The sequence below is a fragment of the Castellaniella defragrans 65Phen genome, assembly GCF_000612685.1.
GTDB lineage: Bacteria > Pseudomonadota > Gammaproteobacteria > Burkholderiales > Burkholderiaceae_B > Castellaniella > Castellaniella defragrans.
In genome coordinates this window covers 646,490-671,179 of sequence record NZ_HG916765.1, presented here as the reverse complement: position 1 = coordinate 671,179, position 24,690 = coordinate 646,490, and the positions used below count along the sequence as shown (strand labels likewise).

Genomic DNA, 24,690 nt, shown 5'->3' with positions numbered 1-24,690 from the left:
AAGGTCGCATACCATGCCCGAACCTATTTCCCAAGTCCTGCCTTCCTACCTGGATCCGGCCCACCCCGGCCCCTGGGGCATCTATCTGGAACAGGTCGATCGCGTCACGCCCTACCTGGGCTCCCTGGCGCGCTGGGTCGAAACCCTGAAGCGTCCCAAGCGCATCCTGATCGTGGACGTGCCGGTCGAACTGGACGACGGCTCGGTCGCCCACTTCGAGGGCTACCGGGTGCAGCACAACACCTCGCGCGGTCCCGGCAAGGGCGGCGTGCGCTATCACCAGGACGTGACCCTGTCCGAAGTCATGGCCCTGTCGGCCTGGATGTCGGTCAAGTCCGCCGCCGTCAACCTGCCCTTCGGCGGCGCCAAGGGCGGCATCCGCATCGACCCGCGCAAGCACTCGCAGGGCGAACTCGAACGCATCACGCGCCGCTACACCAGCGAAATCCACGACATCATCGGTCCCAACAAGGACATCCCCGCGCCGGACGTCAACACCAACGGCCAGATCATGGCCTGGATGATGGACACCTACTCCATGAACGAAGGCGCCACCACCACCGGCGTGGTGACGGGCAAGCCGATCTCGCTGGGCGGCAGCCTGGGCCGCGTCGAGGCCACGGGCCGCGGCGTGTACGTGACGGCCTGCGAGGCCGCGCGCGAATCGGGCATCGACATCAAGGGCGCGCGCATCGCCATCCAGGGCTTCGGCAACGTGGGCGGCACCGCCGCGCGCCTGTTCCAGGAAGCCGGCGCCAAGGTCGTCGCGGTCTACGACCACACCGGCATCGTCCACAACGCCAACGGCCTGAACGTCCTGGCCCTGTTCGACTACGTGCGCGAACACGGCGGCGTGGCGGGCGCGCCCGACACCCAGACGCTCAGCCCCAAGGAATTCTGGTCGCTGGAGACCGAGATCCTGATCCCGGCCGCCCTGGAAGGCCAGATCACCCGCGACAACGCCGACCTGATCCACACCCGCATCCTGGTCGAAGGCGCCAACGGCCCGACCACCCCCGAGGCCGACGACATCATTTCCTCCAAGGGCACGGTCATCGTCCCGGACGTGGTCGCCAACGCGGGCGGCGTCACGGTCAGCTACTTTGAATGGGTGCAGGACTTCTCCAGCTTCTTCTGGACGGAGCAGGAAATCAACCACCGCCTGGAAGCCATGATGCGCGCCGCCTACGCCGCCATGTCCGGCGTCGCGCGCCAGCACGGGGTGTCGCTGCGCACGGCGGCCTTCATCGTGGCCTGCACCCGCATCCTCGAAGCCCGCCAGGTGCGCGGCCTGTATCCCTGATGCAGCCACGCGCCCCGATGCGGCCGCGTCCGGCGCGGCCGCGCCTGGTCCTGATCGGCACGGGCGGCACCATCGCCGCCACGGCCGGCGACGCCCGCACGCTGACCGGCTACCGGGTCACCCAGGGGATCGAGGCCATGCTGGCGGCGATCCCCGGCGCGGCCGAGGTGGCCGACATCCGCTGCGAGCAGCCGTTCAACGTGGACAGCCGGGAACTGACCACCGCCCGGGTCCTGCGCCTGGCGCGCGCCGTGGAACGCCACGCGCGCGCCGCGGACGTGGACGGCGTGGTCGTCACCCACGGGACCGACAGCCTGGAGGAAACCGCCTTCTTCCTGCACCTGACGGTGCGCAGCCCCAAGCCCGTGGTGCTGGTCGGCGCCATGCGCCCGGCCTCGGCCCTGAGCGCCGACGGGCCGCTGAACCTGGTCAACGCCCTGCTGGCGGCGGCCGATCCGGCCAGCCGCGGCCGGGGCGTGCTGGTGGCCATGAACGACCGCATCGTCGCCGCGCGGCATGCGGCCAAGCGCCACACCACCCGGGTGGATGCCTTCGGCGCGGACGGCGCGGGCGTCCTGGGCGCGGTCACCGACGGCCAGGTGCGCTACGTCCTGCGCCCCGACCTGCCCGATACGGCGGAATTTTCCCTGGCCGGCCTGCGTGCCCTGCCGCCGGTGGACATCGTCCTGGACTACCAGGACGCGCCCGCCCATCCCTACGCCGCCGCGATCCGGGCCGGCTCGCGCGGCATCGTGGTGGCGGCCATGGGCAACGGCAGCCTGAGCCCGGCCGCCGCGCAGGGCTGCGCCCTGGCGGCCCGCCGCGGGCTGGTCTGCGTGCGCGCCAGCCGGGTGCCGGACGGCCTGGTCACGGATTCCGGCGCCAGCGGCCCGCTGGCGGCCCATGCGCTCAATCCCCTGCAGGCGCGCATCGCGCTGCGCCTGGCGCTGGCGCGCGGGATGGACCGCGCCGGGATCGGCGACCTGCTGCGGCGGTTGTAATCAGTCCCAGCTCAGGACGACCTTGCCGCTTTGCCCCGACAGCATCGCCTCGAAGCCCTGGCGGAAGTCCGCCACCGGATAGCGGTGCGTCAGGATGGGCGAGAGGTCCAGGCCGCTTTGCAGCATGGCGACCATCTTGTACCAGGTCTCGAACATCTGGCGGCCGTAGATGCCCTTGATCTCCAGGCCCTTGAAGATCACCTGGCTCCAGTCGATGCCCACGCCGTCGGGCAGGATGCCCAGCATGGCGATCTTGCCGCCGTGGTTCATCTGGTCCAGCATCGAGGAAAAGGCGCTGGCCACGCCGGACATTTCCAGGCCCACGTCGAAGCCCTCGGTCATGCCCAGCTCGCGCATCACGTCGCGCAGGTCCTCGCGGGCCACGTTCACCGTGCGGCTGGCGCCCATGCGGGCGGCCAGGTCCAGGCGGTAGTCGTTGACGTCGGTGATGACGACGTTGCGCGCGCCCACGTGGCGCGCGATCGCCGCCGCCATGGCGCCGATCGGGCCGGCGCCGGTGATCAGCACGTCCTCGCCCACCAGGTCGAAGGCCAGCGCCGTGTGGGTGGCGTTGCCGTAGGGGTCGAAGATGGCGGCCAGGTCGTCGGACACGTCGTCCGGGATGCGGAAGGCGTTGAAGGCCGGGATCGCCAGGTAGTCGGCGAAGGCGCCGGGGCGGTTGACGCCCACGCCCTGGGTGTTGCGGCACAGGTGCCGGCGGCCGGCGCGGCAGTTGCGGCAGTGGCCGCAGGTGATGTGGCCTTCGCCCGAGACGCGGTCGCCGATGCGGAAGCCCTGCACTTCCTGGCCGATCTCCACGACCTCGCCCACGTATTCGTGGCCGACGTGCATGGGCACGGGGATGGTGCGCGCGGCCCAGTCGTCCCATTTCCAGATGTGGATGTCGGTGCCGCAGATGGCGGTCTTGCGGATGCGGATCAGCAGGTCGTTGTGCCCGATGACGGGTTTCGGGACATCCACCATTTCCAGCCCGGCGGCGGGCTGCGTTTTGGCCAAGGCTCTCATGGAGACTCCATAAAATACGCCGCGCCGCGCCTTCGGCTTGCTGCCCCCCGAGGGGGGCGCTTGCGCCTTGGGGCGGCCCGGCGGCAACAAACGTTCGATCAGCCGATGACGCCCAGGTCGCGCCCGACGCGGGCGAAGGCCTGGACGGCCCGGTCGATGTCCTCGGGCGCGTGGGCCGCGCTCATCTGGGTGCGGATGCGGGCGCGGCCCTTGGGCACCACCGGATAGGAAAAGCCGATCACGTAGATGCCCTGCTCCAGCAGGGCGTCGGCCATGCGGCCGGCCAGGGCGGCGTCGCCCAGCATCACCGGGATGATGGGGTGCTCGCCGGGCACCAGGTCGAAGCCCAGCGCCTGCATCTCGCGGCGGAAGTGCGCGCCGTTGCGGTGCACGCGGGCGCGCAGTTCCGCGCCTTCGTCGTCCTGGAGCAGCTCGATCACCCGCCGGGACGCCGCCACGATGGCCGGTGCGAGCGTGTTGGAAAACAGGTAGGGGCGCGAACGCTGGCGCAGCAGCTCGACGACCACGGGGTCGGCCGCGACGTAGCCGCCCGAGGCCCCGCCCAGCGCCTTGCCCAGCGTCCCGGTCAGGATGTGGACCCGGCCCGCGACGCCGCAATGCTCCGGCGTGCCGCGCCCGCCGGCGCCCATGAAGCCCACGGCGTGGGAATCGTCCACCATCACCAGCGCGTCGAATTCGTCGGCCAGATCGCAGATCGCCGCCAGGTCGGCGACGATGCCGTCCATGGAGAACACGCCGTCGGTGGCGATCATGACGTGCCGCGCCCCGCCGTCGCGCGCCGCCTGCAGCTGCGCGCGCAGGTCGGCCATGTCGTTGTTGGCATAGCGGTAGCGGTGCGCCTTGCACAGGCGGATGCCGTCGATGATGCTGGCGTGGTTCAGCGCGTCGCTGACGATGGCGTCCTGCTCGTCCAGCAGGGCCTCGAACAGGCCGCCGTTGGCGTCGAAACAGCTGGAATACAGGATGGCGTCGCCCATCCCCAGCCAGCGGGCGAGTTCGGCTTCCAGGGCCTTGTGGCCCGTCTGGGTGCCGCAGATGAAGCGCACCGACGCCAGGCCGAAACCGTCGGCGGCCAGGCCCTCGGCGGCCGCCCGGATCAGGCGCGGATCGTTGGCCAGGCCCAGGTAGTTGTTGGCGCAGAAGTTCAGCACCTCGGCGCCGCCCGCCAGCCGCACGCGCGCGGACTGCTGGCCGGCGATGACGCGCTCGGACTTGTAGAAGCCGTCTTCGCGCAGCTGCCCGATCCGGGCGCGCGCATCCGCAAGGAATCGCTGGGACATGATCCACCTTTTGGGGGAATATATCGGAATGGGAAAGCGTGCCGGCATTGTACGCCGCCGGCCGCGCATCGACGCAACCGGCGGCCCCGTACACGCCCCATACACGTCCCATACACGTCCCGCACACGACCCGCGCGCGCGGGGCCGCCGGCATTTCGGAATTGTTCACAATCTCGACAACTGATGACAATCCTGCGGGCTGTGCAACACTTTGCCCTCGTCCGCGCGGCACTATGATGTCCTCTTTTGGCCTCATGCCGGGGCGCGCCGGATCTCCTCCCGCCATGGGGATGGCCGTGCGCGGCCCATCCGGACATCGGACCGAATCCTATGGCTTCTCGCGACCGCACGCACCGCGGCATCCTCCTGCCAGCCCTGGCGCTGTGCCTGGGCATGCATGTGCCGGCCGCGCGCGCCCTGACGCTGGAAGTCGGCATCTACGACCAGAAGCCCGACGTCTACATCGCCCGCGACGGCCGTCCGGCCGGCATCCTGGGCGAGCTGCTGAACGAGATCGCCCGCCAGGAAGGCTGGAAGATCCGCACTCAGGCCTGCGCCTGGGAGGAATGCATGCGCCTGCTCGCCGAGGGCAGGATCGACCTGCTGCCCGACGTCTACTACACCCTGGAACGCGCCGAGACCTTCGGCCTGCATCACGTTCCCGCGCTGCACAGCTGGTCCCAGGTCTACGCGCGGCCGGGCCAAGCCCTGCGCTCGATCCAGGACCTGGGAGGCCGGTCGATCGCGGTCCTGGCCGGCTCGACGCAGCAGGACTACCTGAAGACGACCTTCTCGGGCCTGGACATCGACGCCCGCGCCGACGCCGTCCAGAACCTGGAGTCCGGCTTCCAGCGGGTGCAGTCCGGCCTGAGCGACGCCGTGGCGGCCGACTTCTACATCGGCGGGATGCTGGCGCACACCTACCAGCTCGTCGCCACCCCCATCGTCTTCCAGCCCACCCAGGCCTACTACGCCATGCCGAAGGGCCGGCACCCCGAGGTCCTGGCGGCCATCGACCGCCATCTCAGCGCCTGGCAGGCCGACCCCGAATCGTTCTACTACCGCACCCTGGACGGCTGGCGCCTGCCGCAGTCCCTGTCCCTGCTGGGCCGCCACGGCGTCTGGATCATCACCGGCCTGAGCGCGCTGCTGGCGCTGACCCTGGCCATCACGCTGCTGCTGCGCATCCAGATGAGCCGCCAGCGGCAGCGCCTGCGGCGCACCGAACGCCGCCTGGACGCGATCCTGGACGCCATCGACGCCTCGGTCAGCATCAAGGACCTGGACTTCCGCTACACCTTCGCCAACCGCAAGCACGAGGAATTCCTCGGCGTGGCCGAGGGCAGGCTGATCGGCCTGCGCGACGACGACACCCTGAAGGACGCCGATTCCCTGGCCAGCATCCACCGCAACGACCAGGCCGTGGTGGACACCCGGGAACGCAGCGTGAGCCAGATGACCATCCGGCCGCCGCACGGCGAGCCCCGCACCTTCCTGGCGATCAAGGCGCCCATGCGCGGCCCGGACGGCGCGCTGGAAGCCATCTGCACGGTCTCCACCGACATCACCGAACGCCTGCGCGCCGAGGAGACCGCCCACCACCTGGCCGTCTACGACACGCTGACCGGCCTGCCCAACCGGCGCACGGCGCTGGCGCACCTGGCGCAGATGATCGAGTCCGCCCGGCAGGGCCGCTCCATCGGCGCCCTGCTGCTGATCGACCTGGACGGCTTCAAGCGGATCAACGACATGCAAGGGCACGCCACCGGCGACGAGGTGCTGTGCGGCATCGCCGACCGCCTGCGCACCAGCGTGCGCGACCGCGACCTGGTGTCGCGCGTCAGCGCCGACGAATTCGTCGTGCTGCTCGACGGCCTGGGCGGCAACGTCAACGACGCGGCGCGCAACGCCATGCACGTGGGCGAGAAGGTGCGGCTCGCCATCTGCAACAGCGCGTTCTCCATCCAGAGCAGGCCCGCCTACGTCACCGCCAGCATCGGCCTGACCCTGATCCAGGCCGACAGCCAGACCACCGACACCGTGATGCGCGAGGCCGACATGGCCACCCACCGCGCCAAGCAGCACGGCGGCAACCAGGTCACGTTCTACGAGGAAGGCCTGCAATCCGAGGTCGAGCAGCGGCTCTGGCTGGAGCAGGACCTGCTGCAGGCCATCGGCACGCCCGTCCTCACCCTGCACGTGCAGCCGCAGTTCGGCCACGACGGGCGCGTCACCGGCGGCGAACTGCTGGCCCGCTGGACCCACCCGACCCGCGGACCGGTCTCGCCCGCCCTGTTCATCCCCATCGCCGAGGAAACCGGCCTCATCAGCCTGCTGGGCGCCTGGTCCCTGCAGTTCGCCTGCGACGCCCTGCTCGCCTTGCGGGAACTGGGCGAAACCTACCCGCTGTCGCTGAACGTCAGCCCGCGGCAGCTGATGGAGGCGCAGTTCACCGAATACGTCCGCGACACCCTGGAAAGCAAGGGCGTGCCCGGCAACCGGCTGATCTTCGAGATCACCGAGGGCGTGCTGATCCAGGACATGCAGGCCGTCGCCCGGCGCATGCAGGCGCTGTCCCTGCTGGGCATCCGCTTTTCCATCGACGACTTCGGCACCGGCTATTCCAACCTGGCCTACCTGAAGCGCCTGCCGCTGTACGAACTGAAGATCGACAAGAGCCTCGTCCAGGACATCCCGAACGACAGCGACAGCATCGCCATCGTCCAGCTGATCCTGGCCATGGCCGACCAGCTCAATCTGCGCGTGGTCGCCGAGGGCGTGGAAACCGAGGCGCAGTCCCGCTTCCTGTTCGAGCACGACTGCCACGCCCTGCAGGGCTACCTGCTGGCCCGCCCCATGCCGCTGGAAGCCTGGCTGGACGTGGTGCGCACGCGGCGCCGGCACGAGGCCGGCGGCCCGGCCTGAGGGCCTCGGGGAACGGGCAAAACAAAAGGCCCGGCGGTTCGATTGCCGGGCCTGAGGAACGGGCGCCCGCCCCGCCGCAGCGGGGCCGGACGGGCGCGAAGCGCCCTACTTGAACATGTTGTTGTAGTCCTGGTCCGAGGTCGCCGGCGTCTCGCCCTCGGCCCCGGCGCCATAGCCGCCGAAGTTGCCCATGTCGAGCTTGACGTCCTCGATGTTGACCTGGGGCCGGTCGGCCTTGTAGTGGGTGACCATGCCCGGGTACAGCAGCACCAGGACGACCATGGCGATCTGGATCACGATGAAGGGAATCGAGCCCCAGTAGATCTGGCCGGTGGTGACCTTGGCGATGGTCTTGCCGGTGACCCGGTCCTGGTAGTCTTCCTTGGGCGCCACCGACCGCAGGTAGAACAGCGCGAAGCCGAACGGCGGGTGCATGAAGGACGTCTGCATGTTCACCGCCAGCAGGATGCCCAGCCAGATCAGGTCGATGCCCATCTTGTCCGCCACCGGCCCGATCAGCGGCACGATGATGAAGGCCAGCTCGAAGAAGTCGAGGAAGAAGGCCAGGCAGAAGGTCAGGATGCTGACCACGATCAGGAAGCCCATCTCGCCGCCCGGCAGGCCGGTGAGCAGGTGCTCGACCCACAGGTCGCCGTTGACCCCGCGGAAGGTCAGGCTGAACACCGAGGAGCCGATCAGGATGAACACCACGAAGCAGGTCAGCGTGGTGGTGGTGTCCATGGCCTGGCGCAGCAGCTTGAAGTTCAGCCGCCGCTTGATCATGGCCATCACCAGCGCGCCGACCGCGCCCATGGCACCGCCTTCGGTCGGCGTGGCCACGCCGATGAAGATCGTGCCCAGCACCAGGAAGATCAGCGCCAGCGGCGGGATCATGACGAAGGTCACGCGCTCGGCGATCTGCGACAGCAGGCCCAGGCGCAGGATCTTGTTGAGCCCGGCCATGACGAAGGCCGCCACGCCCCAGATCAGGATGCTGGTGACGATCAGCTCGTCCACGTGCGCGCCGTCGTCCAGCAGGAGCTCCACGCCGCCGACGGAAATCGCCACGGCCAGCGCCATCAGCACCAGCAGCGAGGGAATGCCGTGGCCGCCGTTGGGCTCGACGAAGGTGCGCGCCTCGGGCGGAATGGCCGGCGCCAGCTTGGGCCGGAACAGCGCCATCAGGACGACGTACAGGATGTACAGCCCCGTCAGGGCGAAGCCCGGCAGGAACGCGCCCTTGTACATGTCGCCGATGGAGCGGCCCAGCTGGTCGGCCAGCACGATCAGCACCAGCGACGGCGGGATGATCTGCGACAAGGTGCCGGAGGCCGCGATCACCCCCGTGGCCAGGCGGCGGTCATAGCCATAGCGCAGCATGATGGGCAGCGAGATCAGGCCCATCGAGATCACCGAGGCGGACACTACGCCGGTGGTCGCCGCCAGCATCGCGCCCACCAGGATGACCGCGATCGCCAGGCCGCCGCGCAGCGGGCCGAACAGCTGGCCGACGGTCTCCAGCAGATCCTCGGCCATGCCGGAGCGCTCCAGGATCAGCCCCATGAAGGTGAAGAACGGCACCGCCAGCAGGGACTCGTTGCCCATCACGCCGAACACGCGCTGCGGCAGGGCCTGGAACAGGGCCGGGGACAGCAGGCCCAGGTCGATCCCGATCAGGCCGAACAGGATGCCGTTGGCCGCCAGCGAGAAGGCCACCGGGAAACCCAGCAGCAGCAGGATCACCAGCATGCCGAACATGATCGGCGCCATATAAGCCAGAAACAATGCTTCCATGGTCAGTGCCTCTCATGCGAGGCGGCCTCGCGCTGTTGCGCCTCGCGGGCGATTTCTTCGGCGAGCAGTTCCTCGGCGGACTTGCCCGTGTGCACGTCGCGGGGATCGGGGCAGCGGCCGAGCAGGCAGCCGATGCACTTGATCAGGTGCGAGACGCCCGCGCCCACCAGCAGGGCGAAGCCGATGGGAATCAGCAGCTTGGCCGGCCAGCGGATCAGGCCGCCCGCGTTGGAGGACTGTTCGTGGTTGACGTAGGCGTCCATGAAGAACGGCCAGGACAGCCACATGATGAGCCCGCAGGCGGGCAGCAGGAAGAGCAGCACGCCGGCCACTTCGATCCAGAGCTGGGTGCGCCGGGACAAGTGCGAGGCCAGGACGTCGACGCGGACGTGTTCGTTCTTGAGCAGGGTATAGCCGGACGCCAGCAGGAAGATGGCGCCGAACAGATACCACTGCAGTTCGAGCCAGGCGTTGGAACTGACGTTGAACAGCTTGCGGACCGTCGCGTTGGTGGCGCTGACGAGTACCGCGAGCAGGATCAGCCAGGTCACGGCCCGGCCCACGCGGCGATTGACGGCGTCGATCGCTCGCGACAGGGCGAGAAGTGCATTCATGGTGAGAGCCGATGAAAAAAGGGTTGCGTCCGGACACGCGCCAGCCCCCTCGTGGGGGGCTGGCGCGTGATCCGGTCATGAGCGGCCTTCAAGAAAAGCAGGCCGGCACGAGGCGTCGATTACTTGGCCGCCGAGGCCATGTACTGGTCGAAGCTGCCTTCGGCGATCCGGAACCACGGGATTTCGTGGTCGCGGAAGCCCATGTAGGCGTCGTGGATCTTCTTGAAGCCCGCATCCTTGGCGGACAGTTCCGCGTAGGTTTCCTGGGCGGCCTTGTAGCAGGCGTCCATGACGGGCTTCGGGAAGGCGCGCAGTTTGGCGCCTTCGGCGATCAGGCGCTTGAGGGCGTTGGGGTTCTCGGCGTCGTAGGTGGCGATCATGGTGTTGGTCGCCAGGGCGGAGGCCTGGTCCAGCACGGCCTGGTAGTGCTTGGGCAGGGCTTCGTACTTGTCCTTGTTGACGTACAGGGACACCTGCAGCGTGCCTTCCCACCAGCCCGGGAAGTAGTAGAACGGCGCCACGCGGTGGAAGCCGAGCTTTTCGTCGTCGTAGGGGCCGATCCATTCGGCCGCGTCGATGGTGCCCTTTTCCAGGGACGGATAGATGTCGCCGCCGGCGATCTGCTGCGGCACCACGCCGAGCTTCATCAGGACTGCGCCGGCGAAGGCCGCCGTGCGGAATTTCAGGCCCTTGAGGTCGTCGACCGTCTTGACTTCCTTGCGGAACCAGCCGCCCATCTGGGTGCCGGTGTAGCCGCACGGGAAGTTCACGATGTTGAACTTGGCGAACAGTTCGCGCAGCACCTGCAGGCCGCCCGCATGGCGCACCCAGGCGTTGTACTGGCGGGTGTTCAGGCCGAAGGGCACGGCGCCGTCGAAGCACAGGGCCGGGTCCTTGCCGAAGTAGTAGTAGGACGCGGTATGGCCGCATTCGACCGTGCCGTTCTGCACGCCGTCGAGCACACCCAGGGCGGGGAGGATCTCGCCGCCGGGAAAGGCGCGGATCTGGAACTTGCCGCCGGTCGCCTCGGAGACGTATTTGGCGACGTTTTCGCCGCCGGAATAGATGGCGTCGGCGCTGCGGGGGAAACTGGATGCCAGGCGCCAGGAAATGGCGGGTGATTCCTGAGCGAAAGCGGGAGCGGCCAGGGTGGCGCCGCCAGCGGCCGCGCCGAGGGCAGCCTTCTTGAGGAAGGAACGACGTTGCATGAGAGAGAGCCCCTAAGTTGGTTGGTAAACCGTTGAGATGTGCCGTTTTGTAAACGGACGAGAGCGCGTGCATGATGCACGAAACCTCAAGGATCCCGCAATCAGTAATAACGCCTAGTGTTTTTCCCGATTGAATCTGCCAATTTCCACGAGAGCAATAGGGAAACCCACCTACGCAGGCCCTTTCCGGGCATTTCCGCGCCCCGTATGCGACAATGCCGATTTGGTCATCACGACCCGTCGGCGTGCCACCCTCTTCCGATTCCTTCAGCCTGGCCCGGATCGCCATCCCGGCGTTCGGCCCCTCCCTGCTCTTTGGCCTGGGCGAAGGCGCCATCTACCCCGTCCTCGCGCTGAGCGCCCGCGACCTGGGCGCCAGTTCGGCGCAGGCCGGGCTGATCGTGGCCCTGATCGGCATCGGCTCGATGATGGCCAACCTGCCGGCCGCCATGCTGACCAACCGCTACGGCGAACGCCACGCCATGATCGGCGCGGCCGTCTTCAGCCTGGCGGCACTGGCCCTGTGCCTGGTCGCCCATTCCCCCTGGGTGCTGGGCCTGGGCGTCCTGATGATCGGCCTGGCCAGCTCCGTCTTCCTGCTGGCGCGCCAGACCTATCTGATCGAGGCCGTGCCGGCCACCATGCGCGCGCGCGCCATGTCCACCCTCGGGGGCACCATGCGGGTGGGGCTGTTCGCGGGCCCCTTCATGGCCGCCGGCTTCATCCACCTGATGGACCTGCCGGGCGCCTACTGGGCCGCCATCCTGGCCTTCGTGGGCACCGGCATCCTGGCCTTCACCATCCCCGACCTCGAACCGCGCGACCGCGCCGTGAACCGCAGCGCCCCGCCCCTGTCCCTCGCAAGCCTGGCCCGCGTGCACGCGGGCGTCTTCCTGACGCTGGGCGTGGCCACGGCGCTGGTCTCGGCGATCCGCTCCTGCCGCCAGATCGTCATCCCGCTGTGGGCCGACCAGATCGGCCTGGACGCCACGGCGACCGCCCTGATCTACGGCATCATGGGCGGCGTGGACATGCTGCTGTTCTATCCGGCCGGCCGCATCATGGACCTGCGCGGGCGCCTGTGGGTGGCCCTGCCCTGCATGCTGATCATGGGCGTCAGCCTGATCGCCATCCCCTGGACCACCGGGTTCGCCGGTCTGCTGGCGGTCAGCATGGTGCTGGGCGTGGGCAACGGCATCGGCTCGGGCATCATCATGACCATCGGCGCCGACGCCTCGCCCCCCGCCGACCGCACCCGCTTCCTGGGCATCTGGCGGCTGATCACCGATCTCGGCGGCGGAGGCGGCCCCCTGCTGCTGTCCGCCCTCACCGCCGCGCTGTCGCTCGCCAGCGGCATCACCGCCATCGGCGCCCTGGGCTTCGTCGCCGCCTGGATGTTCTGGCGCTGGCTGCCCCGCAGGACCGCCTCTCCCTAGGACGCACACGAACAGGCTCCGACCCATGCCGCAGACCGTCCCCGAACCTCGCCCCTCCGAGACCCATGCCGCCGTGCGCGCCGCCCTGTTCCTGGTCCTGGTGGGCATGTGCGCCGCGCTGCACATCTGGAAGGTCCCGCCGGCCCTGCCCCAGCTGCAGGCCGAACTGCGGCTCAGCCTGGTGGAATCGGGCTTCCTGCTGTCGGCGGTGCAGCTGGGCGGGCTCATCCTGGGCCTGCCGGTGGCGCTGGCGGCCGAACGCATCGGCCTGCGCCGCTGCATCGTGGCCGGCCTGGCCATCCTGGCGGTGTCCTCGATGCTGGGCGCCTGGCTGGATTCCAGCCTGCTGGTGCTGCTGTTCCGCGCCGCGGAGGGCTGCGGCGTCCTGATGATCGCCATGCCGATCCCGGCGCTGATCCGCCGCCTGGTGCCGCCGGACCGGCTGAGCCGCATCATGGGCCTGTGGGGCAGCTACATGCCGCTGGGCACCGTGGTCATCCTGCTGGCGGGATCCTGGATCCTGAGCCTGGGCAGCTGGCAGCTGCTGTGGTGGCTGCTGGCGGCGCTGACCCTGGGCTGCCTGCTGCTCACCCTGCGCCTGGTGCCGCCGGACCCCGCCGCCGATCCCGGCCGTCCCCACGATTCCGTGGCGCAGCTGGTGCGCGCCACCCTGGGGTCGGTGAACGTCTGGCTGGTCGCCCTGATCTTCGGCCTGTACGCGGGCCAGTGGATGGCGGTGATCGGCTTCCTGCCCACCATCTACGCCGCCCAGGGCGTCGGCGGCACGACGGCCGGGCTGCTGACGGCCATCGTGGCGGGCGCCAACGCCATCGGCAACCTGTCGGCCGGCCGGCTGCTGCACCACGGCGTGGCAGCCTGGCAATTGCTGGTCACGGGGCTGGCGACCATGATCCTGTGCGCCTGGGCCGCCTTCGGCGCCGGCCTGCCCGCCTCGGGCCAGTTCGTGGCCGTGCTGGTGTTTTCCATGATGGGCGGCCTGGTGCCCACGACCCTGTTCGTGCTGGGCCTGACGCTGACGCCCACCCCGCGGACCGCCTCGGCGACCATCGGCTGGATGCAGCAATGCTCGTCCCTGGGGCAGTTCGCCGGGCCGCCCTTCGTGGCCTGGGTGGTCAACCGGGCCGGCGGCGACTGGCAGTGGACCTGGACCGCCACCGCCGCCTTCGCGGCGGCCGGCATCGTCCTGTCGGTCCTGATCGGCCTGCGCACGCGGCCCCGGAACGCTACACCCCGGGACGCTACACGATAGGCGGCACGGGCAGGCCCGACTGGGCCCAGTCCACCGGCGCGACCACGGGCAGGACACGGCTGGGGCAGTCCGGATCGGACAGGTCCACCCGCCGCTCCGGGATGGCGTGGCTCCAGCGGATCGAATAGAAGATCTTGACCACGGGCAGCTCGGGCGCATGGGGGTTCTGCGCCACCACCAGGCCCAGTTCGCTCTGCGTCAGGCTGATGATGGAGCCCAGCGGATAGCGCCCCACCGTGCGCACGAAGGCGCCCAGCACGTCCATGTCGAACTGCCCTTCGGACTTCAGCATCTTGTACAGCGCGAAGGCCGGGTCCCAGCCTTTCTTGAAGGGCCGCGTCGAGGTGACCTCGTCGTAGTAATTGCAGACGGCCGCCATGCGGGCGAGCAGGCTGAGGTCGCCGCCGGCCAGGCCGTCGGGGAAGCCCTTGCCGTCGATGCGCTCGTGGTGGTGCAGGCAGACGTCGATGACCTCGGGCGGCACGCCCGGATCCCGGCGCAGCACCTCGGCGCCGCTTTGCGGATGCTTGCGCATCAGTTCCTGGGGCGGCTGGATCGGACGGCCGAGCTTGCCCGGCGTCTCGTCCGGGTCGCGCACCTTGCCGATGTCGTGCAGCAGGCCGGCCATGCCGGCCAGGCGCACCTGTTCGTCGGACAGCCCCAGGGTCCGCGCCAGCGAGGTCATCAGCGCCGCCACGGCCACGGAGTGCGCGTACAGGTACTGGTCGGCGCGCTTGATGCGCGCCAGGCTGGTGAGCGCGTCCGGATGCCCCTCGATGGAGTCGGCCATGTCCTGCACCAGGCCCTCGATCTGCCGCAGGTCGATCTTGCCTTCCAGCTCCGCGTCGGCGAACAGCTGCTGCACCTGTTCGCGCGAGCCGTCGAGGATGTCGCGGGCGTCGTCGAAGGCCTGCTGCTCCGGCGTGGCGGACGGCGGCGCGGCCTCGGCCGCCTTCGCGGCGGGCTGCGCCGCGCCCTGGGCGGCCGGCGCGCCCTGGGAGCCGCTCTGCGGCACGGGCGCGGCGGCGGCGGTGGCGGTGGCCAGCTCGGCGGTGGGGATGTCCACCCCCCGGTTGGTGTCGATCAGCACCCATTCCAGCCTCGATTCCTGCAGGCGGCGCAGCTTGCGCTCGTTCTGGATCAGGAAACGCGAGCGCCAGAAGGCGTGGTCCAGGAAAGAGCCGCCCAGGTCATGCACGTACATGCCGATGCACAATTGGGACACGGGGACTTTCTTGATCATGGGCGAGTTCCAGGAAACGGGTGGCGGCGGCGCATCAGACGGCCCCGCCGCTCCGCGGGGGGACGCCCGGGTCGTCGAGGCCTTCCCAGCGCGGCCCGGGCACATGGATGTCGAAGAGCTCCAGCACGCGGCACACGGTATGGTCGATCAGTTCATCCAGTGTAACCGGGCGCAGATAGAATGCCGGCAGCGGCGGGAAGATCACGCCGCCCATTTCGGTCACTGCCGTCATGTTGCGCAGATGCGCGAGATTGAAGGGGGTTTCCCGCACCATCAGCACCAGCCGGCGGCGTTCCTTGAGGGTCACGTCCGCCGCCCGGGTGATGAGGTTGTCCGACAGGCCATGCGCCACGGCCGCCAGCGTGCGCATCGAACAGGGCACCACCACCATGCCGGCCGTGCGGAAACTGCCGCTGGCCAGCACCGCGCCCACGTCCCGATGGCTGTGGACGTGATCGGCCAGCGCATGCACGGCCTGGCGATCCAGGCCGAGTTCATGGCGCACGTTCAGCACCCCGGAGGGCGACATGACGAGATGGGTTTCCACCCCGCCGTGCGCCCGCGCGATTTCCAGCAGGCGGGTGGCGTACCGGACGCCGGTCGCCCCGCTGATGCCGACGACCAGCCGCCGGGGGGGATTCACTCGATGGCCCCGGCGTCCTTCAGCAGTTGGGCCAGTTCGCCGTTCTGGTGCATTTCGTTCATGATGTCGGTGCCGCCGATGAATTCGCCCTTGACGTAGAGCTGGGGAATCGTCGGCCAGTTGGCGTAGTCCTTGATGCCCTGGCGGACTTCGGGGTCTTCCAGCACGTTGACGGTGACCAGCTTGGTGACGCCGGTCTCCTTCAGGATCTGGATGGCGCGGCCGGAAAAGCCGCATTGCGGGAACTGGGCCGTGCCCTTCATGAACAGGACGACCGGGTGGCCGGTGACCGTTTCACGGATGAAATTCTGGACTTCGGATTGGACTGCTTCGCTCATGGTGGTCTCGCTTGAAAATGCCCCCACGCCAGCTTCGGGACGGCCTGGCGGCAGAAAATGAACCCCCACGCCGCGCCCCCGGTTGTGCCTCGGGGCGGCCTGGCGGCAAAAATGAACCTCCACGCCGCGCTCCTGAGCTGTGCCCCAGGACGGCCTGGCGGTAAAAAAATCAGGCCTGCAAACAGCCTCGGGTGACGCGTTCGATGCCGGACAGATCCCGCTCGCTGGCGACGTCGGCGAACCCGTGGCGCAAAAACAGGGACCGGACGGCCGCCGCCTGGTCCCAGCCGTGTTCCACGCACAGGATCCCGCCCGGGCCCAGATGGTCCGGCGCGCCCCGCACGATTTCGCGCAGGGCCCGCAGGCCATCGGCTCCGTCGGTCAGGGCGTCCGGAGGCTCGAAGCGCAGGTCGCCTTGCCCCAGGTGCGCATCCCGCGCGTCGATGTACGGAGGATTCGAGACGATCAGATCGAAACGCACCGAACCCAACTCGGTATCGTACCAATTCCCGTGTGAAAACAATAGTTTTGCCCCCAGGGCGCATGCGTTCTTTCGCGCCACGGCCAGGGCCTCGGCGCTGCGGTCGGTGGCCCGCACCCGGGCATCGGGCCGCTCCAGCGCCAGGGTCACCGCCACGATGCCGCTGCCCGTGCCCAGATCCAGCACGCAAGGCGCGCGCACGTCCCGGATCGCCCGCAGACCGCACTCGACCAGCAGCTCGGTGTCCGGCCGGGGGATCAGCACCGCCGGGGTGACGAGGAAGTCGCGGCCGAAGAATTCCCGCCGGCCCAGGATGTAGGCGATGGGCTCGCCCGCGATCCGGCGCGCCTCCAGCGCCCGGTAGGCGTCGAGCTGCGCCGGCTGCAGGGGATCGGCATCGTGCGCGATCAGCCAGGCGCGCGGCACGTCCAGCACCCGCTGCCACAGCAGTTGGGCTTCCAGGCGCGGCAGCGGGCTGGCCGCCAGGGATTCGCGCAGAGTCCGGATCATGTCCGGCGTCCCGCGCGCATCGCGGCGATGCGCCCGCCCCGGGGGTCCGGCCGGATTCCCATCGCGCTTCCCATCGCTTCAATCCAGCGCCAGCGCCGCGAGCTGCTCGGCCTGGTGCTCGGCGAGCAGCGCGTCGGTCAGCTCGCCCAGATCGCCGTCCATCACCTGCGCCAGCTTGTACAGCGTCAGGTTGATGCGGTGGTCGGTGACGCGGCCCTGCGGGAAGTTGTAGGTGCGGATGCGCTCCGAGCGGTCGCCCGAGCCCACCAGGCTCTTGCGCTGGGCGGCTTCGCGGGCGTGGATTTCCTGCTGCTGGCGGTCCTTCAGCCGGGCGGCCAGCACCTGCATGGCCTTGTCCTTGTTGCGGTGCTGCGAACGGTCGTCCTGGCATTCCACCACCAGGCCGGTCGGCAGGTGGGTGATGCGCACCGCCGAATCGGTCTTGTTGATGTGCTGCCCCCCCGCCCCACTGGCGCGGAAGGTGTCGATGCGCAGGTCGTTGGGATCGATGCGGATGTCGGCCTGGGGATCGGCCTCGGGCATCACCGCCACCGTGCAGGCGGACGTGTGCACGCGGCCCTGGGACTCGGTCTCGGGCACGCGCTGGACGCGGTGGGCGCCGGACTCGAACTTCAGGCGGCCGTAGACGCCGTCGCCCTCGACGTGGGCGATGACTTCCTTGTAGCCGCCCAGCTCGGACGCGCTCTCGGACATCAGTTCCACCCGCCAGCCGCGCATTTCCGCGTAGCGGGTGTACATGCGCAGCAGGTCGCCCGCGAACAGGGCGCTTTCGTCTCCGCCCGTGCCGGCGCGGATTTCCAGGAAGACGCTGCGGTCGTCGTCCGGATTCTTCGGCAGCAGCAGGATCTGCAATTCGGCTTCCAGCGCCTCGATGCGCGCGTCGGCGCCCGACAGCTCTTCCTCGGCCAGCGCCTTCATGTCGGGGTCGGAAAGCATCTCGCGCGCCGCGTCCCGGTCGTCGCACGCCCGCTGCCAGGACTCGAACACCCGCACCACGGGCTCCAGCTCGGCGCGCTCGCGCGTCCATTTGCGGAAGCGGTCCATGTCGTCGGCGCTATCCGGCTCGGCCAGCAGGGCGTCGATCTCGGCCAGGCGGTGGCTGAGCTGTTCCAGACGGCTGCGCATCGAACTTTTCATGGAGGGAGGTTCCGGGAAATCACAAGGAAGCCAGGACCCGGCCCGCGCGGGACCGGATCGGCACGAAGAGGGGGAGATCGGCGCTACCGGCGGCGGGCGCCGGATTCGGGCAGCAGGCGGGGCAGCAGCGCCAGCAGCTGGTCGCGCTCGGCGCCTTCGCTGCGGTTCAGGGCGGCCAGCGGGCCGTGCATGTACTTGTGCGTCAGGCTGTGCGCGAGCAGTTCGAGCACGGCCTCGGGATCGTCGCCGCGCGCCAGCAGCCGCCGGGCGCGGTCCAGTTCGGCCAGGCGCAGGGCGTCGGCGCTTTGCTGGTAGTCGATGATCGCCGGCACGATTTCGCGGTTGCTGAGCCAGTGCATGAAATGCCGCACCCGCGCTTCGATGATGGCTTCGGCCTGGACCACGGCGGCGCGGCGCGCGTCGGTGCCCGACTGCACCATGCGGCCCAGATCATCGACGGTGTACAGGTAGACGTCGGCCAGGCGGCCGGCCTCGGGCTCGATGTCGCGCGGCACGGCCAGGTCCACCATCACCATGGGACGGTGGCGCCGCGCGCGCGCGGCCCTTTCCACCATCCCCAGGCCGAGGATGGGCAGGGACGAGGCCGTACAGGAGACGACCACGTCGAATTCGGCCAGGTGGTCCGGCAGCGCCGACAGCTTCAGCGTGCGGGCGTCGAACTGGGCCGCCAGGGTCTCGGCGCGCTCCAGCGTGCGGTTGGCCACCGCGATCTGGCGCGGCCGCACCGCGGCGAAATGGGTGGCGCAGAGTTCGATCATCTCGCCCGCGCCGATGAACAGCACGTTGCTACAGGACAGGTCGCCCAGCACGCGTTCGGTCAGGCGCACGGCGGCGGCGGCCATGGACACCGAATGCGCGCCGATGGCCGTCTGCGAGCGGACTTCCTTGGCGACGGAGAAGGTGCGCTGGAACAGCTGGTGCAGCAGCGTGCCCAGCGTGCCGGCCTGCTCGGCCGTGCGCACGGCGTCCTTCATCTGGCCGAGGATCTGCGGCTCGCCCAGCACCATGGAATCCAGGCCGCTGGCCACGCGGAAGGCATGGCGCACGGCGTCGTTCTTCTGGTACTGGTAGAGGTGCGGCGCCAGCAGGCCGGTTTCCAGGCGGTTGAATTCCGCCAGCCAGGCGGGCAGTTCCGGCGCGACGCCCGGATCGGCCGCACAGTAGATTTCCGTGCGGTTGCAGGTGGACAGGATGGCGGCCTCGCGCACGCCGCTGCCGAAGGCGGACCGCAGGGCCGCCAGGGCGGGCTTGACCAGTTCGAGCGGAAACGACACGCGCTCCCGCACCGAGACCGGTGCGGAAACGTGGTTCAGGCCAAAGGTCAGGACGTCGACGGACATGCCCGCAGGAAAAAGTTGCACGAGAAGATGGCTTGTATTATAGGGCGTTGCCGCCCGACTTGGAACGCCGACCGTCGCTTCCGGACATCGCTTGCCTGCACAGGATCAAATTTTCATGTATGATTCTGCGTCTTGGCCCGGTAGCTCAGTCGGTAGAGCAGAGGATTGAAAATCCTTGTGTCGGTGGTTCGATTCCGCCCCGGGCCACCAGTTGCAATCAACCCAACGGTTCTCCGTTGGGTTTTTTGTTGGCTGGAGGGGCAGTGTTGGCGGGGGTTCGCGGGTTGGGCTCGCGAGCGTGAGGGTGCTGCACGACCCGATTTTAGGCCCGTCTGGCCTCTCTGTTCTCGGTTTTTATCTGTTTGCCTCGCGAGCGCGCGCGAGGTCACATCTAGGGTTTATGCGGGTTTCGGGGCTTCGGGTTGGTGCTGGAGATTGGTGGGCGGGGGCGACCCGTATTCAACTCTGGTGATACGATATCTCGGTCCAAGAATAGAACAAGGATCGAGGCATGGGAGGCCACAACGAAGGTGCGCAGTTCGTCAACTGGTTCGGACCGCTACTGGACGCACTGCGCAAGCTGGGTGGCTCGGGATCGCCCGACGAGGTGGTCGACCAAATCGCGGCCGACCACGCGGTATCCGACGATGCCCAAAACGAGCTGACATCCTCTGGCCAACCACGCTTCAAGAACCAGGTCGCCTGGGCGCGGTTCTATTTAACGAAGGAAGGGCTGCTGGGCTCATCCAGACGCGGGATTTGGAGCCTGACCGAGCGCGGACGCGCCACCACACTGACCTATGAACAGGCCCACGACATCTTCCGTCGCTGGGTTGCAATCTTCCAGGAGCAACGCCGCACAAAGACGGCCGATACCGTCTCGATGGAAGAACAGACCGTCGAAGAAGCCGAAACCCCGACGGGGGACTACCGAGCGGCCATTCTGGACATCATGCGCAATCTACCGCCCGCCGGATTCGAGCGCCTGTCACAGCGCCTGCTGCGCGAGGCCGGATTCATCCATGTCGAGGTCACCGGCCAAAGCAACGATGGCGGCATCGACGGCCATGGCATCCTGCAGGTCAACCCGCTGGTGTCCTTCAAAGTGCTATTTCAATGCAAGCGTTACGCCAATTCTGTCACGCCGTCCATCGTGCGAGACTTTAGAGGTGCCATGTCGGGCCGCGCCGACAAGGGCATCATCATTACCACGGGAACTTTCACAGCCGAAGCTCGCCGCGAAGCCAGTCGTGATGGCGCTCCCCCCATTGAGCTGGTCGACAGCGAGAAGCTGATCGACATGCTGGAGAATCTGGAACTGGGGTTGAAGCCAGTGACCACCTACGAAGTCGATAGTGATTTTTTTACAGAGTTCTCCGCGCAATAGGAACGGCCAAAGCAATCCGGATATCAGGAGATAGCGACTATGAAATTTGGCCTACGCAAACCGTCACTCAAGCGGATGGTCTCGGCGCGAACATCGCCCAAGCGGTTTGTCCGCCATAACCTGGGCCTGAAGGCTCCTCGCGGCTGGGGCTGGTTGACCAATCCTAAACGGGCAGCCTACAACCGCGTGTATTCACGCACCACGTTCAGCATCTGGGATCTGCTGAAGATGCTGTTCGGCGGGAAGAGATAGCTCACTGACAGAATCCACTATAGCAAGGTATCCTGAACCAGCCCTCCACCGCTGGTTGGTGCAGTTATCGGTGCCGCATCAAACACATCCACAGGCGCCAGCCGCAAAAGCTGCTTCGCATCTTCCATCGACCCAGACAACCACTGATCAGTGTCGGCCATCTCAATCGGGATGACTGAGCGCTTGTCCTGCGCATCAGCGGGCCAATCTGCTTTGCGCTTGTGCATCCGGCGCATCAACGGATGGTGGTCGGCATTGAGCGTCAACATCGTGTAGCTCTCGATCACTTCGCCGGTCGTCGGATCAGTCCATGCATTAAATAAGCCTGCCAACCCCCACGGCGCACCATCTGCCCGCCGGAAGCGCCACCAGACATTTTTGCCCGTTTCCCAGCACGGCTCATCGAATGACGCCGCCGGAATGATGCATCGCTGGCCACGTAGCCAGGGCTGGCGGAAACTCGCCTTGCTGGCCAGTTCCTCAGCGCGGGCGTTGTTGGTCTGGTACGGCAGCCTGGCCGTCTTGGCAAAATGCGGGATCAGCGCCCACTGCCCCAACACCAGTTCACTGCCGCCGCCCGATGCTCGAATAAAGAGCCCGGGGGAACGCGGATGAATTTCAGGTTCCCACCACTGAGGCGGATTCTGACGGCCGACATGCCAGTCCCGTTCGATCTCAGCCTGGCTGGGCGTGACGTATCGATTGCACATCAGACTATTGTCGCAAATTCCAGGGCAGTTACGACCCTGGAATCAGGCCTGTGGACTACGCAGCTGCCTCCACTTGTTGCACCCAGCCTGCTGGCCAGCGTGTCCGAATGACTTCATCCAGACGGGCGTTGCTGGATTGCATCAGCAACTCGATGACTTGGGGGGACAGGAGATTCAGGCGCAGCAAGCGGCGTACCTGCGTGACGTCAACCTCTTCAACCTGGGCGATCTCGGCCACCGACGCCACCTTTCGCTCGTCGAGCAGCCGCTGCCAGTGATGTGCCAGGCCCAGCGACCGCAGCAGCGGGGTCTCTCCGTCAGCCCCCGCCTCGCTCTGCGCCTGCTTTGCCTGCATCTGAAACGCCTGCGGGGCATCCAGTGGCGTGATGACCTCCTTCTTGGCTCCCCGCTTGACCAGCGTCCAGGGGATGAAGGTTTCCATCCGCACACCACCCGCTGGGGCAGGCAGGTTTCGGGTCTTGGGCTGCCCCATCTGTTTGCCCTGGTCCTTGTTCATATCCGCCCCTCAGTTCAATGCATTCAACACGGCCTGCTGCTGCCCCCACGCCATCGGGATGTCGTGGCGCTGCAACCAGTAGAGTGAGAGCCTGCGCGGCTGCTCACCTACCATGACTGACTCGATCACATCGGGGGCCAGACGCGTCAGACGCAGGAGTCTGGCCACTGTCGTGGGCTGCAGACCTTCTGCGCGAGCCAGATCGCTGATGCTGGCAAACATCCCCTCGTCCAGGAGCCCTTGCCAGAAGTGCGCCCGGGCAATTGCCTCGACAATCCGGGCATCATGTCGGGGGCTCCCGCCATCGGCCTGCAGCCTGCCCTTCGTGCGGGTAAAGGTCACCGAGGTGAATGTCTGCAGCGCCTCCATCACTCTGCCTCCACCATTTCAGCCCCAATGGTGCCTCCGGCGAACTCGGCAATCAAAGCACGCCAGCCCAGTTCCCGCCAGGCAATGCGAATGCCCTGCCCTTCGTCACCATCGACCAGATCCACGCGCTCGATCATCAGGTTCGTGATCCGGTGGCGCTCGACGGGGAAAAGCTGATCCCACACTTGGCTGAGATTACCCATCGCCATCACCACAATGGCCTCATCGACCGGCAGGTCCTGGTGTCGAACCTCCTGGACGACTGCCGCGATGGCCTCTGGGCTTGCCAGCACCGACCGGATCTGACCCAGCACAGCGGCTTCAATCTCTGCGGCAGGCAGGCGCAGTGTCTTCCGGCCTGCCGCCCCGTAGCGCGAGATGCGCTGGCTGATGTAATACAGGTACTGACGACCGGCCTTGCGCGTATAGGTCGGGTACATCCGATCTCCGGATGCGTCGTACAGGATGCCGCGCAGCAGCGCGTCAATGCGCCTACGGGTCATGGTTTCGATGCCACGCTCGTGACCATCTGTAGCCAGCACCGCATGCACCTGATCCCACAGGCCCTGGTCGATGATGGCCGGGTGGGCTGCTGGATACCAGGAGCCTTTGTGCGACAGTTCGCCCAGATAGATGCGGTTTCTCAGCAACTTGTGCAGGTACTTTTTCTCCATCCTCGTGCCTGCACGATGAACGCCTGCCTTGGTCGTCCAGGCCTTGGTCGTCACTCCTTCACCAGCCAGCCGTTGGGCAATAACCGTCGGGGAGCCGATGGTCAGCATCTCGGCAAAGATGCGGCGCACCACGCTGGCCTCAGCCTGGTTCACGACCAGCTGGCGATCCACTACGTCGTAGCCCAATGGTGGCACCCCGCCCATCCACAGGCCCTTCTTCTTGGCCGCAGCAATCTTGTCGCGGATGCGCTCGCCAGTCACCTCACGCTCGAATTGCGCAAAGGACAGCAGGACGTTGAGCATCAACCGTCCCATGCTGGTCGTGGTGTTGAACTGCTGCGTAACGGATACGAAGGACACCTGCTGGCGCTCGAACACTTCGACCATCTTGGAGAAGTCTGCGAGGCTACGCGTTAATCGGTCGATCTTGTAGACCACCACGATGTCGATGGCCCCGGCTTCAATGTCCGCCAACAGGCGCTTCAAGCCTGGGCGTTCGGTGTTGCCACCCGAGTAACCGGGATCGTCATAGTCGTCTGCCACCGGGATCCAGCCATCCGAGCGCTGGCTGGCGATGTAGGCGTGGCCCGCCTCCTTCTGGGCATCAATGGAGTTGAACTCCTGATCCAGGCGCTCGTCCGTCGACACCCGGCAGTACACCGCACAGCGTTTGCGTGTGGCCTTCTGGGCAACCGTATTCATCGCCCACCCCCGGTCAACCCGAAAAACAGGGGCCCAGACCAGTGGGCACCTGTGATGTGGCGGGCCACTGCTGTCAGGCTCTTGAAGGTCTGGCCGTCGTAGTCAAATCGACCGTCAGCGGTGACGGTCACACGATGCTCTGCCTCGCCCCATTCGCGCACCAACACCGTGCCTGGGGCAAATGCTCGGGTCTTGGCCGGTGCTCGCACCTTGATCTTGGAATGCCTCGCCCCGATGGCTTCCAGGCGCTTGCGCGTGGCCGGATTCAGTCCCCCGTAGGCCTCCTCCTGGATCTTGTAGGCCAGGCGCGACTGGATGTGACTGCGGTTGGGGTACTGGGGGCGGGCATCGAAATACTTGTCCCACAGGGCCCAGAGACTGGCCATCGGCAAGGACGGCAGTTCGGCCACGCGGGCGGCGACGGAATCGTTATCGTTCACGACAACTCCTCATCTTGATAGGAGGTT

General features: G+C 67.6%; 23 protein-coding genes and 1 tRNA gene. 8 read left to right on the top strand and 16 right to left on the bottom strand.

The window, feature by feature from the left end; genetic code table 11:
• Positions 1-13 precede the first annotated feature (13 nt).
• Both BN940_RS02965 and BN940_RS02960 read left to right on the top strand, forming a co-directional pair.
• Complete coding sequence (locus BN940_RS02965; protein ID WP_043679996.1) at positions 14-1,303, top strand: Glu/Leu/Phe/Val family dehydrogenase; 1,290 nt, start codon at positions 14-16, stop codon at positions 1,301-1,303.
• Positions 1,303-2,304, top strand: coding sequence for an asparaginase (locus tag BN940_RS02960; RefSeq protein ID WP_043679994.1), 1,002 nt, complete (start codon positions 1,303-1,305; stop codon positions 2,302-2,304). Before BN940_RS02965 ends, BN940_RS02960 begins: the two co-directional genes overlap by 1 nt.
• Here the strand turns inward: BN940_RS02960 and tdh are convergent, their stop codons facing one another.
• On the bottom strand, positions 2,305-3,330 hold the full coding sequence (gene tdh, locus BN940_RS02955; RefSeq protein ID WP_043679991.1) for an L-threonine 3-dehydrogenase: 1,026 nt from the start codon (positions 3,328-3,330) through the stop codon (positions 2,305-2,307).
• A 98-nt stretch (positions 3,331-3,428) separates the two neighbouring features.
• Positions 3,429-4,631 (bottom strand): glycine C-acetyltransferase, encoded by a 1,203-nt coding sequence (locus BN940_RS02950; RefSeq protein WP_043679989.1) that lies wholly within the window; start codon positions 4,629-4,631, stop codon positions 3,429-3,431.
• 330 nt (positions 4,632-4,961) lie between these two features.
• Here BN940_RS02950 and BN940_RS02945 point away from each other — a divergent pair, with 330 nt between their 5' ends.
• Positions 4,962-7,556, top strand: coding sequence for an EAL domain-containing protein (locus BN940_RS02945; protein ID WP_052355557.1), 2,595 nt, complete (start codon positions 4,962-4,964; stop codon positions 7,554-7,556).
• A 105-nt stretch (positions 7,557-7,661) separates the two neighbouring features.
• Here BN940_RS02945 and BN940_RS02940 read toward each other — a convergent pair whose 3' ends face one another.
• The 3 genes from BN940_RS02940 to BN940_RS02930 form a co-directional block, all read right to left on the bottom strand.
• A complete protein-coding gene (locus BN940_RS02940) occupies positions 7,662-9,350 on the bottom strand; it encodes a TRAP transporter large permease (protein ID WP_043679987.1) in 1,689 nt (562 codons plus the stop codon).
• A gap of 2 nt (positions 9,351-9,352) precedes the next feature.
• The gene (locus BN940_RS02935) at positions 9,353-9,964 is read right to left on the bottom strand and encodes a TRAP transporter small permease subunit (RefSeq protein WP_043679984.1); all 612 of its coding nucleotides are present in this window, start codon (positions 9,962-9,964) and stop codon (positions 9,353-9,355) included.
• A gap of 119 nt (positions 9,965-10,083) precedes the next feature.
• Positions 10,084-11,172, bottom strand: coding sequence for a TRAP transporter substrate-binding protein (locus BN940_RS02930; protein ID WP_043679981.1), 1,089 nt, complete (start codon positions 11,170-11,172; stop codon positions 10,084-10,086).
• 245 nt (positions 11,173-11,417) lie between these two features.
• Here BN940_RS02930 and BN940_RS02925 point away from each other — a divergent pair, with 245 nt between their 5' ends.
• A complete protein-coding gene (locus tag BN940_RS02925; protein ID WP_043679979.1) occupies positions 11,418-12,608 on the top strand; it encodes an MFS transporter in 1,191 nt (396 codons plus the stop codon).
• Positions 12,609-12,633: 25 nt separating this feature from the next.
• On the top strand, positions 12,634-13,878 hold the full coding sequence (locus BN940_RS02920) for an MFS transporter (RefSeq protein ID WP_052355555.1): 1,245 nt from the start codon (positions 12,634-12,636) through the stop codon (positions 13,876-13,878).
• Here BN940_RS02920 and BN940_RS02915 read toward each other — a convergent pair.
• The 6 genes from BN940_RS02915 to hemA all read right to left on the bottom strand — a co-directional run bounded on the left by BN940_RS02915 (position 13,868) and on the right by hemA (position 19,612).
• On the bottom strand, positions 13,868-15,121 hold the full coding sequence (locus BN940_RS02915) for an HD-GYP domain-containing protein (protein WP_052355554.1): 1,254 nt from the start codon (positions 15,119-15,121) through the stop codon (positions 13,868-13,870). The genes BN940_RS02920 and BN940_RS02915 overlap by 11 nt on opposite strands.
• Before the next feature lie 34 nt (positions 15,122-15,155).
• Positions 15,156-15,764, bottom strand: a complete 609-nt coding sequence (locus BN940_RS02910; RefSeq protein ID WP_043679976.1) for a UbiX family flavin prenyltransferase — start codon at positions 15,762-15,764, stop codon at positions 15,156-15,158.
• Positions 15,761-16,102 carry a Grx4 family monothiol glutaredoxin gene (grxD, locus tag BN940_RS19655; RefSeq protein ID WP_043679974.1) on the bottom strand — a complete coding sequence of 114 codons (342 nt, stop codon included), beginning with the start codon at positions 16,100-16,102 and terminating at the stop codon, positions 15,761-15,763. The genes BN940_RS02910 and grxD overlap by 4 nt, the downstream gene beginning before the upstream one ends.
• Before the next feature lie 169 nt (positions 16,103-16,271).
• Positions 16,272-17,093, bottom strand: a complete 822-nt coding sequence (gene prmC, locus BN940_RS02900) for a peptide chain release factor N(5)-glutamine methyltransferase (protein ID WP_043679972.1) — start codon at positions 17,091-17,093, stop codon at positions 16,272-16,274.
• A gap of 78 nt (positions 17,094-17,171) precedes the next feature.
• Positions 17,172-18,251, bottom strand: a complete 1,080-nt coding sequence (gene prfA, locus BN940_RS02895; protein WP_043679968.1) for a peptide chain release factor 1 — start codon at positions 18,249-18,251, stop codon at positions 17,172-17,174.
• A gap of 83 nt (positions 18,252-18,334) precedes the next feature.
• The gene (gene hemA, locus BN940_RS02890) at positions 18,335-19,612 is read right to left on the bottom strand and encodes a glutamyl-tRNA reductase (RefSeq protein WP_043679966.1); all 1,278 of its coding nucleotides are present in this window, start codon (positions 19,610-19,612) and stop codon (positions 18,335-18,337) included.
• Positions 19,613-19,746: 134 nt separating this feature from the next.
• Here hemA and BN940_RS02885 point away from each other — a divergent pair.
• From BN940_RS02885 to BN940_RS18255, 3 genes are all read left to right on the top strand, one after another.
• Positions 19,747-19,822: transfer RNA gene (locus tag BN940_RS02885), tRNA-Phe, on the top strand.
• 301 nt (positions 19,823-20,123) lie between these two features.
• Positions 20,124-20,999, top strand: a complete 876-nt coding sequence (locus tag BN940_RS02880) for a restriction endonuclease (RefSeq protein WP_043679964.1) — start codon at positions 20,124-20,126, stop codon at positions 20,997-20,999.
• Positions 21,000-21,038: 39 nt separating this feature from the next.
• Positions 21,039-21,251, top strand: coding sequence for a hypothetical protein (locus BN940_RS18255; RefSeq protein WP_043679962.1), 213 nt, complete (start codon positions 21,039-21,041; stop codon positions 21,249-21,251).
• Between the two features lie 17 nt (positions 21,252-21,268).
• Here BN940_RS18255 and BN940_RS02870 read toward each other — a convergent pair whose 3' ends face one another.
• The 5 genes from BN940_RS02870 to BN940_RS02850 are packed head-to-tail and all read right to left on the bottom strand — an operon-like array spanning position 21,269 to position 24,663.
• Positions 21,269-21,961 carry an SOS response-associated peptidase gene (locus tag BN940_RS02870; RefSeq protein ID WP_043679960.1) on the bottom strand — a complete coding sequence of 231 codons (693 nt, stop codon included), beginning with the start codon at positions 21,959-21,961 and terminating at the stop codon, positions 21,269-21,271.
• Between the two features lie 55 nt (positions 21,962-22,016).
• Positions 22,017-22,478 (bottom strand): hypothetical protein, encoded by a 462-nt coding sequence (locus BN940_RS02865; protein WP_043679956.1) that lies wholly within the window; start codon positions 22,476-22,478, stop codon positions 22,017-22,019.
• Positions 22,479-22,487: 9 nt separating this feature from the next.
• A complete protein-coding gene (locus BN940_RS02860) occupies positions 22,488-22,847 on the bottom strand; it encodes a hypothetical protein (RefSeq protein WP_043679954.1) in 360 nt (119 codons plus the stop codon).
• The gene (locus BN940_RS02855) at positions 22,847-24,223 is read right to left on the bottom strand and encodes a recombinase family protein (RefSeq protein WP_043679951.1); all 1,377 of its coding nucleotides are present in this window, start codon (positions 24,221-24,223) and stop codon (positions 22,847-22,849) included. Before BN940_RS02855 ends, BN940_RS02860 begins: the two co-directional genes overlap by 1 nt.
• On the bottom strand, positions 24,220-24,663 hold the full coding sequence (locus tag BN940_RS02850) for a DUF2924 domain-containing protein (RefSeq protein WP_043679949.1): 444 nt from the start codon (positions 24,661-24,663) through the stop codon (positions 24,220-24,222). Before BN940_RS02850 ends, BN940_RS02855 begins: the two co-directional genes overlap by 4 nt.
• Positions 24,664-24,690: the final 27 nt, after the last annotated feature.

Excerpts from the sequence above, each read along its gene's own strand:
- BN940_RS02865 (WP_043679956.1), bottom strand. The coding sequence starts at position 22,478 with ATGAACAAGGACCAGGGCAAACAGATGGGGCAGCCCAAGACCCGAAAC.
- BN940_RS02870 (WP_043679960.1), bottom strand. The coding sequence starts at position 21,961 with ATGTGCAATCGATACGTCACGCCCAGCCAGGCTGAGATCGAACGGGAC.
- tdh (WP_043679991.1), bottom strand. The coding sequence starts at position 3,330 with ATGAGAGCCTTGGCCAAAACGCAGCCCGCCGCCGGGCTGGAAATGGTG.
- BN940_RS02855 (WP_043679951.1), bottom strand. The coding sequence starts at position 24,223 with ATGAATACGGTTGCCCAGAAGGCCACACGCAAACGCTGTGCGGTGTAC.
- prfA (WP_043679968.1), bottom strand. The coding sequence starts at position 18,251 with ATGAAAAGTTCGATGCGCAGCCGTCTGGAACAGCTCAGCCACCGCCTG.
- BN940_RS02960 (WP_043679994.1), top strand. The coding sequence starts at position 1,303 with ATGCAGCCACGCGCCCCGATGCGGCCGCGTCCGGCGCGGCCGCGCCTG.
- BN940_RS18255 (WP_043679962.1), top strand. The coding sequence starts at position 21,039 with ATGAAATTTGGCCTACGCAAACCGTCACTCAAGCGGATGGTCTCGGCG.
- BN940_RS02920 (WP_052355555.1), top strand. The coding sequence starts at position 12,634 with ATGCCGCAGACCGTCCCCGAACCTCGCCCCTCCGAGACCCATGCCGCC.
- BN940_RS02965 (WP_043679996.1), top strand. The coding sequence starts at position 14 with ATGCCCGAACCTATTTCCCAAGTCCTGCCTTCCTACCTGGATCCGGCC.
- grxD (WP_043679974.1), bottom strand. The coding sequence starts at position 16,102 with ATGAGCGAAGCAGTCCAATCCGAAGTCCAGAATTTCATCCGTGAAACG.
- hemA (WP_043679966.1), bottom strand. The coding sequence starts at position 19,612 with ATGTCCGTCGACGTCCTGACCTTTGGCCTGAACCACGTTTCCGCACCG.
- prmC (WP_043679972.1), bottom strand. The coding sequence starts at position 17,093 with ATGATCCGGACTCTGCGCGAATCCCTGGCGGCCAGCCCGCTGCCGCGC.
- BN940_RS02935 (WP_043679984.1), bottom strand. The coding sequence starts at position 9,964 with ATGAATGCACTTCTCGCCCTGTCGCGAGCGATCGACGCCGTCAATCGC.
- BN940_RS02940 (WP_043679987.1), bottom strand. The coding sequence starts at position 9,350 with ATGGAAGCATTGTTTCTGGCTTATATGGCGCCGATCATGTTCGGCATG.
- BN940_RS02945 (WP_052355557.1), top strand. The coding sequence starts at position 4,962 with ATGGCTTCTCGCGACCGCACGCACCGCGGCATCCTCCTGCCAGCCCTG.
- BN940_RS02860 (WP_043679954.1), bottom strand. The coding sequence starts at position 22,847 with ATGGAGGCGCTGCAGACATTCACCTCGGTGACCTTTACCCGCACGAAG.
- BN940_RS02880 (WP_043679964.1), top strand. The coding sequence starts at position 20,124 with ATGGGAGGCCACAACGAAGGTGCGCAGTTCGTCAACTGGTTCGGACCG.
- BN940_RS02930 (WP_043679981.1), bottom strand. The coding sequence starts at position 11,172 with ATGCAACGTCGTTCCTTCCTCAAGAAGGCTGCCCTCGGCGCGGCCGCT.
- BN940_RS02950 (WP_043679989.1), bottom strand. The coding sequence starts at position 4,631 with ATGTCCCAGCGATTCCTTGCGGATGCGCGCGCCCGGATCGGGCAGCTG.
- BN940_RS02915 (WP_052355554.1), bottom strand. The coding sequence starts at position 15,121 with ATGATCAAGAAAGTCCCCGTGTCCCAATTGTGCATCGGCATGTACGTG.